Annotated in this window: 13 protein-coding genes and 2 rRNA genes; 14 read left to right on the top strand and 1 reads right to left on the bottom strand. The window is 42.6% G+C overall.

Annotated features, from left to right (window positions below; translation table 11 throughout):
- From AC1WMD_RS17450 to rsmI, 11 genes are all read left to right on the top strand, one after another.
- Positions 1–112: ribosomal RNA gene (locus AC1WMD_RS17450) — 23S ribosomal RNA — on the top strand; the annotation flags it as partial.
- Positions 113–276: 164 nt separating this feature from the next.
- Entirely contained in the window at positions 277–399 is a 123-nt protein-coding gene (locus AC1WMD_RS17455) for a hypothetical protein (RefSeq protein WP_494258110.1), read from the top strand.
- 61 nt (positions 400–460) lie between these two features.
- A 5S ribosomal RNA gene (gene rrf, locus AC1WMD_RS17460) occupies positions 461–577 on the top strand.
- Between the two features lie 192 nt (positions 578–769).
- Complete coding sequence (locus AC1WMD_RS17465; RefSeq protein ID WP_043906407.1) at positions 770–976, top strand: sigma factor G inhibitor Gin; 207 nt, start codon at positions 770–772, stop codon at positions 974–976.
- 179 nt (positions 977–1155) lie between these two features.
- The gene (locus AC1WMD_RS17470) at positions 1156–2595 is read left to right on the top strand and encodes an aminotransferase class I/II-fold pyridoxal phosphate-dependent enzyme (protein WP_494258111.1); all 1440 of its coding nucleotides are present in this window, start codon (positions 1156–1158) and stop codon (positions 2593–2595) included.
- 14 nt (positions 2596–2609) lie between these two features.
- Entirely contained in the window at positions 2610–3242 is a 633-nt protein-coding gene (gene tmk, locus AC1WMD_RS17475) for a dTMP kinase (RefSeq protein ID WP_043906409.1), read from the top strand.
- Between the two features lie 84 nt (positions 3243–3326).
- Complete coding sequence (gene holB / locus AC1WMD_RS17480) at positions 3327–4334, top strand: DNA polymerase III subunit delta' (protein ID WP_043906706.1); 1008 nt, start codon at positions 3327–3329, stop codon at positions 4332–4334.
- Complete coding sequence (locus tag AC1WMD_RS17485) at positions 4327–5154, top strand: PSP1 domain-containing protein (protein ID WP_043906410.1); 828 nt, start codon at positions 4327–4329, stop codon at positions 5152–5154. Before holB ends, AC1WMD_RS17485 begins: the two co-directional genes overlap by 8 nt.
- Before the next feature lie 14 nt (positions 5155–5168).
- On the top strand, positions 5169–5528 hold the full coding sequence (yabA, locus tag AC1WMD_RS17490) for a DNA replication initiation control protein YabA (RefSeq protein WP_043906411.1): 360 nt from the start codon (positions 5169–5171) through the stop codon (positions 5526–5528).
- 63 nt (positions 5529–5591) lie between these two features.
- Entirely contained in the window at positions 5592–6341 is a 750-nt protein-coding gene (locus tag AC1WMD_RS17495; protein ID WP_043906412.1) for a tRNA1(Val) (adenine(37)-N6)-methyltransferase, read from the top strand.
- 14 nt (positions 6342–6355) lie between these two features.
- A complete protein-coding gene (rsmI, locus tag AC1WMD_RS17500) occupies positions 6356–7231 on the top strand; it encodes a 16S rRNA (cytidine(1402)-2'-O)-methyltransferase (protein WP_043906413.1) in 876 nt (291 codons plus the stop codon).
- 35 nt (positions 7232–7266) lie between these two features.
- Here rsmI and abrB read toward each other — a convergent pair whose 3' ends face one another.
- The gene (abrB, locus tag AC1WMD_RS17505) at positions 7267–7566 is read right to left on the bottom strand and encodes a transition state genes transcriptional regulator AbrB (RefSeq protein WP_043906414.1); all 300 of its coding nucleotides are present in this window, start codon (positions 7564–7566) and stop codon (positions 7267–7269) included.
- Between the two features lie 447 nt (positions 7567–8013).
- Here abrB and metG point away from each other — a divergent pair, with 447 nt between their 5' ends.
- The 3 genes from metG (at position 8014) to AC1WMD_RS17520 (ending at position 12288) form a co-directional block, all read left to right on the top strand.
- A complete protein-coding gene (metG, locus tag AC1WMD_RS17510) occupies positions 8014–9960 on the top strand; it encodes a methionine--tRNA ligase (RefSeq protein WP_043906415.1) in 1947 nt (648 codons plus the stop codon).
- Between the two features lie 143 nt (positions 9961–10103).
- Positions 10104–10874 (top strand): TatD family hydrolase, encoded by a 771-nt coding sequence (locus AC1WMD_RS17515; protein WP_494258112.1) that lies wholly within the window; start codon positions 10104–10106, stop codon positions 10872–10874.
- 202 nt (positions 10875–11076) lie between these two features.
- Complete coding sequence (locus tag AC1WMD_RS17520; RefSeq protein WP_494258113.1) at positions 11077–12288, top strand: ubiquitin-like domain-containing protein; 1212 nt, start codon at positions 11077–11079, stop codon at positions 12286–12288.
- The last annotated feature ends 8 nt before the right edge of the window (positions 12289–12296 follow it).

The raw sequence follows: 12296 nt of genomic DNA on the forward strand, positions 1-12296 counted from the left end.
CCATCGCGTAAGCGAGTAAGATCCCTCGAAGATGACGAGGTCGATAGGTCCGAGGTGGAAGCGTGGCGACACGTGCAGCTGACGGATACTAATCGATCGAGGACTTAACCACGAAAAGCGCAGGCGATTGGTTAGCCCCGCTGGGCGCTGGAAGACCTGCAAGGAGGCTGTCGCCGCCACAGCAGGTCTGAAGCGACCCAAGGGGCTAGGAGCCGGAGCTAGACATCAGAAAAGCGGAGGACGCCCGCCTATCGGCGAGGTGCGCTGGAGGGGCCCGTGAGGAGGCTGTCGCCGCCGCAACGGGACCGAAGCGTCGCGAGCCGATGGCGTCCGGAGCTAGACAGCGCACAGGCGCCAGGCTTCTTCCCAACAGACGGTTATCTAGTTTTGAAGGAATGAACTTCTTCTTGACAAAATCGATCAGATGAATATAAATTATTTATGTCAATTGAACAACTTGCCTAGTGACAATGGCGGAGAGGAAACACCCGTTCCCATCCCGAACACGGAAGTTAAGCTCTCCAGCGCCGATGGTAGTTGGGGCCAGCGCCCCTGCAAGAGTAGGTCGTTGCTAGGCAATTGTTGCCGAAACAGCTGATTAGGCGTAATGCTTAATTGGCTGTTTTTATTTTTCTCCTCTATTAAACTTAAACTGCCGGAAAGACATATGGTGTTTTCCATCATGTTATAACTTTCTCAATGCATATAATGATCTATTAGTATAGAAACTTATTAATGTGGGGAAAATAATGGGTGGGAGGTGGAGAAGGTGGGGACGTCCATTACTAGCAAAGATGACATGGAAAAGGTATGTATCGTTTGTGAGCAGCCAAAACAAGAAGGCATTCACATTTTTGACCGATTTCTTTGTCTAGACTGTGAAAAAGCAATGGTTCAGACTGATACAGCCGATCCGAAATATAGATTTTACGTAAAACAGTTAAAGAAAATCATATCTTCTGAAATATATTCGTAAGGTCCTATTAATATGGGGCCTGTTTTTATTATGCCGCCATGTTCGCTTGCTATGAATCAATCGGAAAGTTATCTCTTTTTGTCTGCTTCTATTCAAGGCGGTTTGTTAGTGTTAATATATATTTTGTTGTTGATGAAAAGCGATCAAAAAATGACCTTGGAAAGAAAAGAGGATTGTTTATGGACCAAGGGAAAACCCCTTTATATACCGCGCTAAAACGTCATAATGCCATTCATCCGTTATCCTTTCATGTGCCAGGTCATAAATACGGTTTTGTATTTCCGGCAAACGCAAGAAATGATTATGAACCATTATTAAAACTGGATGCTACGGAGTTAACCGGATTAGATGATTTGCATCATCCGGAATCAGTTATTGCCGAGGCACAGTTGCTAGCGGCAAAACTGTATAATGTAGAAGAGACGTTTTTTCTTGTGAACGGTTCTACAGCTGGAAATTTGGCGATGATTTTCGCTGCTTGTGGGGAAAAAAAGAAAGTCATTGTACAGCGCAATTGCCATAAGTCGGTGATGCATGCGCTTCAGTTAGCAGGGGCTATTCCTGTTTTTCTTTCCCCCGAATTTGATGAAGATGTTCGTGTTGCTTCTTATGTAGCCTATGACACGATAAAAAAGACGCTCGAGCTTCATCCAGATGCCGCGGCGCTAGTATTAACCAATCCCAATTATTACGGCATGGCCGTTGATCTTACCGAAGTCGTCAATCTCGCGCATCGCTACCGCATTCCTGTGCTTGTCGATGAAGCGCACGGCGCCCATTTTATTCTCGGCCATCCTTTTCCGAAAACAGCGGTTGAGTGCGGAGCGGATGTAGTGGTTCAGTCGGCTCATAAAACGTTGCCAGCTATGACAATGGGTTCGTATTTACATTTCAATAGTTCATTGGTCGATAAAGAAAAACTGAAATATTTTTTGCAAGTATTTCAATCGAGCAGCCCATCTTATCCGATTATGGCATCGCTGGATTTGGCAAGAAGCTATATTGCTTGTTTGACAAAAGACGATGTAAAAAAGGTGGCTGAACAAATTAGACGTTTTAAAGATGCTTTAGCTGCGATTGAAGGGATTGCCATCGTGCATTCGCGCCAGCCGCTTGTACAGACTGATTTGCTGAAAATTACGCTGCAAACGCGGAGCAAGTTGTCAGGCTATGAACTGCAGCAACGATTAGAGCGAGAAGGAATTTTTGCCGAGCTTGCCGATCCGTTTAATGTTTTGCTTGTCTATCCGCTTGCTGTGATCGAACAGATGGAGCAAGTGGTCGAGAAAATACAACGGGCGTTTCGCGGATTACATTATAGTGAACAGCTGTTACATTCGTTTCGTTCTTTCTCGTTTTTACCATCTACTGAGGCGATTTCGTATAAGGAACTGCAAACGTTGCCGAAAAAAGTAGTAGATTTAAAAAATGCGGAAGGATATATCGCTGCGGAAACGATTATACCTTATCCGCCCGGAGTGCCGCTGTTATGGATAGGGGAACGGATTTGCAAGGAACATATCGAACAAATTAAACAGCTAAAACGTTACCATGCGCGCTTTCAAGGCGGAAAGCATTTATCCACTCAGCAAATAGAAGTGTATGAACTTGTAAAATAAAGGAGATGTAGCATATGAAAGGATGCTTTTTTTCGTTTGAAGGACCTGACGGTGCAGGAAAAACGACGATGATTGCGAAAATAGAAACATTTTTACGGGAAAAGGGATTTGCTGTGCTGTCGACAAGAGAACCAGGGGGAGTGCGCATTGCGGAGGCCATCCGCTCGATTATTTTAAATCCAGACCATACCGAAATGGACGGACGTACCGAAGCACTTCTTTATGCCGCAGCGAGAAGGCAGCATCTTTTAGAAAAAATTATTCCCGCGGTCGAGGCTGGCAATATTGTGTTGTGCGACCGGTTTGTTGACAGTTCTTTAGTGTATCAAGGATTTGCTAGAGGATTGGGTGTGGACGAAGTATTGCAAATCAACCAATTCGCGATTGATGGATATTTTCCATCGCTAACTATTTATTTTGATATTGATCCGAAAATCGGGCTGGAGAGAATTCAAAAAAATAAGCAACGAGAAATAAACCGGCTCGATATGGAAAGCTTGTCCTTTCATTATAAGGTACGGGAAGGATATTTAAAGCTGGCGGAGCGGTTTTCTGAGCGGATTGTTACCATTGATGCTTCCAAACCGGTTGACGAAGTATTTGCCATGACCGTAACGGCGGTAATGAAGCGAATAGAAGGAAGATAACAGTGGCATTTCCATGAAACAAAACATGATAGGAAGAACAGGACATGGTAGAATAATGATAAAGGAAATAAGTGAGTGATGACGATGACGATGCAGTGGGAACAGCTTGAACAATACCAGCCTGTTGTAGTAAAAATGCTTACCAAAAGTCTTGAAAAAGGAAGAGTTTCCCACGCTTACTTATTTGAAGGACAGCGTGGAACCGGGAAAAAAGCGGTAAGCCTTTTGTTGGCGAAAAGTTTGTTTTGCTTGTATCCGTTGGGAATAAAACCTTGTAATGAATGTCGAAACTGCCGCCGCATCGATTCGGGAAACCATCCGGATGTTCATGTTATTGTGCCGGATGGACAATCGATTAAAAAAGAACAAATTGAACTGTTACAGCAGGAATTTACGAAAACGGCGATGGAGGCCGATAAAAAACTATATATTATTGAACACGCTGATCAAATGACCACGAGTGCGGCGAACAGTTTGCTGAAATTTTTAGAAGAGCCCCGTCCGGGAACAGTGGCGATTTTGCTGACGGAGCAATATCATCGCATGTTGGAAACGATCATTTCCCGCTGTCAAGTATTTTCGTTTCAACCGCTACCGCCTGCTTTGCTTGCCAATGATTTAATAGGGCAGCAAATTCCGCCTCATATGGCTTTTCTTGCCGCCCATGTGACAAACAATTATGATGAAGCGCTTGAATTAAGCCGAGATAGTTGGTTTGCGCAAGCGCGAAAAATAGTGTTACAATTATATGAAATGTTAAAGAAAAACGATTTGCAGGCTCTTTTTTTCCTTCACGATCAGTGGGTTCCGCACTTTCAGGAAAAGCAACAAATCGATTTAGGGCTGGATTTGCTTTTATATATATATAAAGATATGTTGCATATACAATTAGGGCAATCGGATTACGTTGTGTACCGAGATAAGATCGACGATTTGCAGCAATGGGCGCTTGCTTGCTCCCAGCGGCAGATCATTCAAAGCATGGAGATTATTTTACAGGCGAAAGCGCGTTTAAATACAACGAATATGAGCGTACCACTTTTAATGGAGCAACTCATTCTTGATTTAAAGGAGGGAAAAGCGTTTGTATAATGTCGTCGGTGTCCGTTTTAAAAAAGCAGGGAAAATTTATTATTTTGACCCTGGAGAGCTAATTATTCCTGCCGGGGAGTTTGTTATTGTAGAAACCGTGCGTGGAATTGAATACGGAAAAGTAGTCATCAGCAATAAGCAAGTCGATGAAAATGACATCGTGCTGCCGCTGAAAAAAGTGATCCGCATCGCCGATGCGAAAGATAAATGGATTGTCGAAGAAAATAAAAAAGCGGCGCGCGAAGCGTATGATATTTGTCTGAAAAAAGTGGAAGAGCACGGGTTGGAAATGAAGCTAGTCGATGTGGAATATACGTTTGACCGCAATAAAGTGATTTTCTATTTTACCGCAGACGGACGCGTTGATTTCCGCGAGCTTGTAAAGGATTTAGCAGCTATTTTCCGCACGCGCATCGAACTGCGGCAAATTGGCGTGCGCGATGAAGCAAAAATGCTGGGTGGAATCGGTCCGTGCGGAAGAATGCTGTGCTGTTCCACGTTTTTAGGCGATTTTGATCCCGTCTCCATTAAAATGGCAAAAGATCAAAATTTATCGCTCAATCCGACAAAAATTTCCGGCCTCTGCGGTCGCTTGATGTGCTGCTTAAAATACGAAAACGAGGAGTACGAAACAGCAAAAGAACAGCTCCCTGATTTAGGCGAATATGTGGAAACTCCGCACGGTCTTGGCAAAGTGATTGGATTAAATATTTTGGAACGATTGTTACAAGTAGAGCTGTCCGAGCATGGACGAGTCGTGGAATATACGCTCGATGAATTGATGAAAGATGGAACTCTGTCAATTCGAGCCGCAGATTAATTGGGGTGGGCAATGTGGATAAGAAAGAGATTTTTCAATCTGTAACAAGCATGGAAGAACAGCTTAGCCATTTATACCGCCAGCTTGTGCAATTAAAAGAATATGTAGCACAATTGCTTGAGGAAAATCACCATTTACAAATTGAAAATGCGCATCTGCGCCGGCGGCTTGAACAAATGGCTAATGAATGGACGGAGGAAAAGCGTAAAGATCATAAGCATGGTCATGAACGTAAACTGATTGATATCGGCGAAGGGTATGATAATTTGGCGCGTCTTTATCAGGAAGGGTTTCATATTTGTCATGTCCATTATGGAAGCGTCCGAAAAGAAGGAGATTGTCTGTTTTGCTTATCCTTTTTAAATAAAAAATAAGTATAGGTTGTAGCCTTTCCATTCCGGAGAGGTTATTTTTTTGGAACGTAGGGAGGATAGATGATGGTCGAATTATATGAAGATGAGAGGCTTGATTATCTTTTAAACGAGGAGATCCGCATTATTCAAAGCCCGTCGGTATTTTCCTTTTCGCTCGATGCGGTGCTGCTGGCCAAGTTTGCCTATATGCCGATTCAAAAGGGGCACATTGTCGATTTATGTACGGGAAATGGCGTGATTCCTTTATTACTAAGCAGGAGAACAAAAGGAAAAATTATTGGCATCGAAATTCAAGAACGGCTTTGCGATATGGCAAAGAGGAGCGTGCAATATAATGGCTTGGAAAAACAGATAGAAATTATTCACGGCGATATTAAAGAAGCGCCTAAACAGTTAGGATATAGCAAATACGACGTGGTGACGTGCAATCCTCCTTACTTTCCGACAGTTAGTGCGGAGGAAATGAACAAAAATATTCATTTGGCGATTGCCCGTCATGAAATTTATTGTACGCTTGAAGATGTGATTCGCATAAGCAGCCAGCTGTTAAAGCAAGGCGGGAAAGCGGCGTTTGTGCACCGCCCAGGGCGCCTACTTGATTTAATTACCTTGATGCGTAAGCACCGATTGGAGCCGAAACGGCTGCGCTTTGTCTATCCGAAAATGGGAAAAGAGGCCAATACGATTTTAGTGGAAGGGATCAAAGACGGAAATCCGGATTTGAAAGTGTTACCGCCGCTGGTGGTGTATAATGACAATAATGAATATACCGATGAAGTGAAGCAAATATTATACGGTATTATCCCATCGTAAAGGAGCAGAAGGACATGCTTTGGCAGCAAAAAAGCTTTACAGAGCATAAAGATAAGGGAACACTGTATATTGTTCCGACGCCGATCGGCAATCTCGAAGATATGACGTTTCGGGCGGTGCGCGTTTTGAAAGAAGTGGATATGATCGCAGCGGAAGATACGCGGCAAACGAAAAAGCTGCTCAATTATTTTGACATCCACACACCAGTGATAAGTTACCATGAACATAATAAATACACGAGCGGACCGCAAATTGTCGCGCGGCTGAAAGAAGGAAAATCGGTAGCGCTTGTCAGCGATGCTGGGATGCCGGGAATTTCCGACCCAGGCTATGAACTGATTGTGTCTGCGCTCCAAGAGCAGTGTGCCGTTGTTCCGCTTCCCGGCGCCAACGCAGCTTTAACCGCGCTTGTTGCGTCGGGGCTGCCGACCGATCATTTTTATTTTTTCGGTTTTCTCGAGCGCGCGAAGAAAGAAAAAAAGCGGCAGTTGGAATCATTAAAAACGGTTCGCGAAACGATGGTTTTTTATGAAGCCCCCCATCGCCTAAAAGAAACGCTTACTATGATGTATGAAGTGTTTGGTGAACGCCGCACCGTCATCTGCCGTGAGCTGACGAAACGGTTTGAGGAGTTCATTCGCGGCAATTTGAGCGAGATGGTGGAATGGGCGGAAACGAATGAAATTCGCGGGGAATTTTGCTTGATTATTGAAGGGACACAGGAAGTGGATGGCGAGAAAGAAGCCTGGTGGCATTCGCTGACATTAGTAGAGCATGTGGAATATTATATAAGGGAAAAACGATTTTCGACAAAAGAGGCGATTAAACAGACAGCAAAAGATCGAAACATGTCGAAACGCGATGTCTATCAACAATATCATAACGAGTAAAAAAAAGGAGTTTCTCAGAAGCTAGAGAAACTCTTTTATTTATCGTTATTGCCAGCCGATTGTTGCAACTGTTCTTGGATCTCTTTTAAAAGAATTTCCGCGCCTTCACGGCTTAAAATGATTTTACCGCCGGCTAATTTGAAATTGTCATCAGAAACTTCGCCAGTGACGACACATGTCATATTTGGTTTATATTTTTTCAAAATGATGCGGTCGTCGTCTACGTAGATTTCCAATGCGTCTTTTTCGGCAATATCTAACGTACGGCGTAATTCAATCGGAATTACGACACGGCCTAACTCATCAACTTTGCGGACAATGCCTGTTGATTTCATAAAACGCTTCCCCTCTCCATAAAAATAGTTTTTTATTTTGCTAGGATTTATTCGTCAATATTCGACAAAATTCCTACATCCTAATCATATCAGCGTTTCCATTATACGTCAATCCTTTTATATGTAAAATTTTAAAAAAATGTATATTATTATTTCGAAAAAGATGGCTGTGCACAATGACATTCCGTTTTGTCCTAAAAAAGTAACAAGTTGCATAACCCGCCTGCTAGGCAGTGCAATCGCTATTTTGTTTATACTTATCCTCCTATAATTAATTCGCTGATTTTTATCGAAATATGACGTAGTTTTATACGTATGATGTATATTTTTTTCTCACAGGAGAAATAGATGTTTTTGTAGAATGAAAAAATTATGTAAAATAGAAGTAACATCGCTCTCGTCCGTCGGGCGGGGGCTTTTGTTCTAACAGAGTAGGGAGGTATGAAGATGGAGAAAAAGACGTTTTATCTTACGACCCCGATTTACTATCCGAGCGGGAATCTGCATATCGGTCACGCCTATACGACTGTAGCGGGGGATGCGATGGCGCGCTATAAACGCCTGCGCGGTTATGATGTCATGTATTTGACCGGCACGGACGAACATGGACAAAAAATTCAGCGCAAAGCGGAAGAAAAAGGAGTAACCCCGCAACAATATGTCGATGAAATTGTCGAAGGCATCCAAAAATTGTGGAAAAAGCTTGATATTTCTTATAATGACTTCATCCGTACGACGCAAGAACGTCATAAAAAAGTAGTAGAGAAAATTTTTGCGCGTCTTGTCGAACAAGGTGATATTTATTTAGGTGAATACGAAGGATGGTATTGTACACCGTGCGAATCATTTTATACTGAGCGACAGCTCGTTGATGGAAACTGCCCGGATTGTGGCCGTCCGGTAGAGAAAGTGAAAGAAGAATCGTATTTCTTTAGAATGAGCAAATATGTCGATCGTCTTTTGCAATACTATGAAGAAAATCCGGAGTTCATCCAGCCGGAGTCGCGCAAAAATGAAATGATTAACAACTTTATTAAACCAGGGCTGGAAGATTTAGCTGTGTCACGCACAACGTTTGACTGGGGCATTAAAGTTCCTGGTGATCCAAAACACGTCATTTATGTCTGGATTGACGCGCTTACAAACTATATTACGGCGTTAGGTTACGGTACTGATGATGATGAGAAGTTTCGCAAATATTGGCCGGCGGATGTTCATTTAGTCGGAAAAGAAATCGTCCGCTTCCATACCATTTATTGGCCAATTATGTTAATGGCGCTTGATTTGCCGCTGCCGAAAAAAGTGTTTGCGCACGGCTGGCTGTTAATGAAAGACGGAAAAATGTCCAAATCAAAAGGAAATGTCGTTGACCCTGTTACATTAATTGACCGCTATGGGTTAGACGCGCTTCGTTATTATTTGCTTCGTGAAGTTCCGTTTGGTTCTGACGGCGTATTTACTCCAGAAGGATTTGTCGAACGCATTAACTATGACTTAGCAAACGACTTAGGGAACTTGTTACATCGCACGGTAGCGATGGTGGAAAAATATTTTGATGGCATTATTCCACCGTATTGCGGAGCAAAAACGGCATTTGACAACGATCTTGCCGAAACGGCAAAAGAAGTAGTGAAGCAATATGAAGAAGCGATGGAAAAAATGGAATTTTCGGTAGCGCTTGCGTCTGTATGGCAGCTGATTAACCGAACGAACAAATATATTGATGAGACGCAGCCTTGGGTGCTCGCGAAAGATGAAAGCAAAAAAGAACAGTTGGCATCGGTAATGACCCATTTAGCAGAATCGCTTCGCCATGTCGCTATTTTGTTGCAGCCGTTTTTAACACGTACGCCGGAGAAAATTTTCACGCAGCTTGGCATTGTTGATGAACAGTTAAAACAATGGGAAAGCTTATACGAATTCGGCCTCATTAAAGAAGGCATAAAAGTGACAAAAGGGGATCCGCTATTCCCGCGCCTAGAGATCGAAAAAGAAGTGGAGTACATTAAAGCGCATATGCAAGGCAGTGCGCCGGCGAAGAAGACAGAGGAAAAGCAAGCGCCAAAAGCAGAAGAGATCACGATTGACGATTTTGCGAAAGTCGATTTACGTGTTGCCGAAGTGGTGCACGCGGAGCCGGTGAAAAACGCCGATAAGCTGTTGAAGCTCAAGCTGGACCTTGGCGATGAAAAACGTCAAGTCGTTTCGGGAATTGCGCAATTTTACAAACCAGAGGATTTGATCGGCAAAAAAGTGATTTGCGTCGCCAATTTAAAACCGGCAAAACTGCGTGGTGAACTGTCCGAAGGAATGATTCTTGCCGGCGAAGAAAACGGAGTGCTGTCTGTTGCTACTGTTGATAAAGATATTCCGAACGGGACAAAAATAAAATGATGATCAACATAAGAGGTGTGGTGTTCATCGGTACACGACACCTCTTTGTTGTCATTTTGTAATGAAAATGTTAACATCCTGTGACATATGTAATGGATTTCTATGTTACACTTAACAACAAGGTAGAAAAGGGGTTTACTGTTATGCTCTTTGACACCCATGCACATTTAAATGCAATTCAATATAACGAGGATTTACAAGAAGTCATTGACCGTGCTCTTAACGAAGGAGTTTCTCATATTGTCGTCGTCGGTTTTGACCGCCCTACCATTGCACGGGCGATCGAGCTAGCGGAGCAATATGATTTTATTTATGCTTCAGTTGGCTGGCATCCCGTTGACGCGGTCGATATGACAGATGATGATTTACATATGCTCGAAAAATTAGCAGCTCATCCAAAAGTAGTGGCTTTAGGAGAAATGGGCTTGGATTACTATTGGGATAAATCACCAAAGGAAATACAACAAGACGTATTTCGGCGACAGATCTCTTTGGCAAAAAAAGTAAAACTGCCGATTATTATTCATAACCGCGAGGCAACAGCCGATATTTTGCAAATTTTAAAAGAAGAAAACGCTTCCGAAGTGGGTGGAATTATGCATTGTTTTAGCGGAAGTGTGGAAGTGGCGAAACAATGCATTGATATGAACTTCTTTATTTCGCTTGGCGGACCGGTAACGTTTAAAAACGCGAAAAAGCCGAAGGAAGTAGCAGCACAAATTCCGCTTGAGCATTTATTGATTGAAACAGACTGCCCATATTTAACGCCTCACCCTTTCCGTGGAAAGCGAAATGAACCGAGCTACGTCAAGTATGTAGCGGAAGCGATCGCCGAGATTAAAGGTATTTCTTTTGAGGAAGTAGCAAAAGCAACGACAGAGAACGCGAAAAAATTATTCGGCATCCATCGCTAAAAATCGTTTGTCAATTGGTAGGGAGACTTGTCTAAACATGGCCGAAGAAGAAAAAGTTCTACAATTTTAGAACGTTACATACAATAAACATGTCGACAAGTCTTCCTTCCTTTTTCACTGAATTTTCTGCATAATAGAGTGTGTTTATGCGTACATGTTAAAGGGAGAGGGGAACTTTAGCAAAAAGGAGGCATTTTATCCTATGTTATCCAATGCGAGGAAAATTTCTGATTCATTGAGGAAAAATTTTACGGTTACTGCTAGTAGTTTTATAGCTTTTTCGGCAACAACGGGATTGGCTGGGTATGAAATCGCAAAAGATGACGTAACATTGACTGTAAACGGAAAAAAACAGGAAATTCGTACTCATGCAAAAACAGTAAAAGAATTATTGCAAGAACAAAATATTAAGCCTAGAAAAGAAGATTACGTTTATCCATCCTTAAATACGCCAATTACCGACGATCTTAATATTGTTTGGGAAGCAAGCAAGGAAGTAACGTTAACGATAGATGGGAAAAAACAAAAAATATGGACGACTGCAAAGACCGTTGATGAACTATTAAACTTGCAGCATATTCAAATCGGACAGCACGACAAAGTTGCACCGGCGCCAGACAAGAAAATCAAAAAGGGAATGGAAATTCATGTCGAAAAGGCATTCCCAGTTCAATTAAATGTCGGTGGTAAACAGCAACAAGTGTGGGCAACTTCGACTACTGTCGCTGACTTTTTAAAACAACAAAATGTAAAATTAGGTAAACTCGATCGTGTAGAGCCATCTTTACAAGAGAAAATAAAAGAAAATACGGTCGTAAAAGTGATTAAAGTTGAAAAAGTCACCGATGTAGTGGAAGAACCAGTGGACTTTGCAGTCGTCACGAAACAAGACCCCACATTGCCAAAAGGTGAACGGCGCGTCATCCACCCTGGAGAAAAAGGGCTTGTTGCGAAAACGTATGAAATAGTGTTGGAAAACGGAAAAGAAGTAGCACGTAAATTAATTGCCGTAAAGCAGATTAAAAACAGCAAAACACGCATCGTTGCTATTGGCACAAAAGTGGTTGAAAGACGATCTGCCAATGTGCAAAACCGTCCGACATCACGCGGTCAACATGGTGCAGCGAAAGAGTTTTATGTGACCGCTACCGCCTATACCGCGTATTGCGAAGGCTGCTCAGGAATAACGAGAACGGGAATTAATTTGCGTAGAAACCCTTCCGTAAAGGTTATTGCCGTTGATCCGAATATTATCCCGCTCGGATCAAAAGTATACGTAGAAGGGTATGGATATGCTATCGCTGCAGATACAGGTTCAGGTATTGACGGTTATGAAATTGATGTGTTTTTGCCTGAAAGATCCGATGCGATTCGTTGGGGTAAAAAGCGCGTAAAAATAAAAGTGCTACAATAAAGGAATAA

The sequence above is a fragment of the Parageobacillus sp. NEAU-HV-2 genome (genome assembly GCF_059115485.1).

Coding starts and splice junctions, on each gene's coding strand:
- abrB (WP_043906414.1), bottom strand. CDS start 7,566: ATGAAATCAACAGGCATTGTCCGCAAAGTTGATGAGTTAGGCCGTGTC.
- metG (WP_043906415.1), top strand. CDS start 8,014: ATGGAGAAAAAGACGTTTTATCTTACGACCCCGATTTACTATCCGAGC.
- tmk (WP_043906409.1), top strand. CDS start 2,610: ATGAAAGGATGCTTTTTTTCGTTTGAAGGACCTGACGGTGCAGGAAAA.
- AC1WMD_RS17520 (WP_494258113.1), top strand. CDS start 11,077: ATGTTATCCAATGCGAGGAAAATTTCTGATTCATTGAGGAAAAATTTT.
- AC1WMD_RS17470 (WP_494258111.1), top strand. CDS start 1,156: ATGGACCAAGGGAAAACCCCTTTATATACCGCGCTAAAACGTCATAAT.
- rsmI (WP_043906413.1), top strand. CDS start 6,356: ATGCTTTGGCAGCAAAAAAGCTTTACAGAGCATAAAGATAAGGGAACA.
- AC1WMD_RS17515 (WP_494258112.1), top strand. CDS start 10,104: ATGCTCTTTGACACCCATGCACATTTAAATGCAATTCAATATAACGAG.
- holB (WP_043906706.1), top strand. CDS start 3,327: ATGACGATGCAGTGGGAACAGCTTGAACAATACCAGCCTGTTGTAGTA.
- AC1WMD_RS17495 (WP_043906412.1), top strand. CDS start 5,592: ATGGTCGAATTATATGAAGATGAGAGGCTTGATTATCTTTTAAACGAG.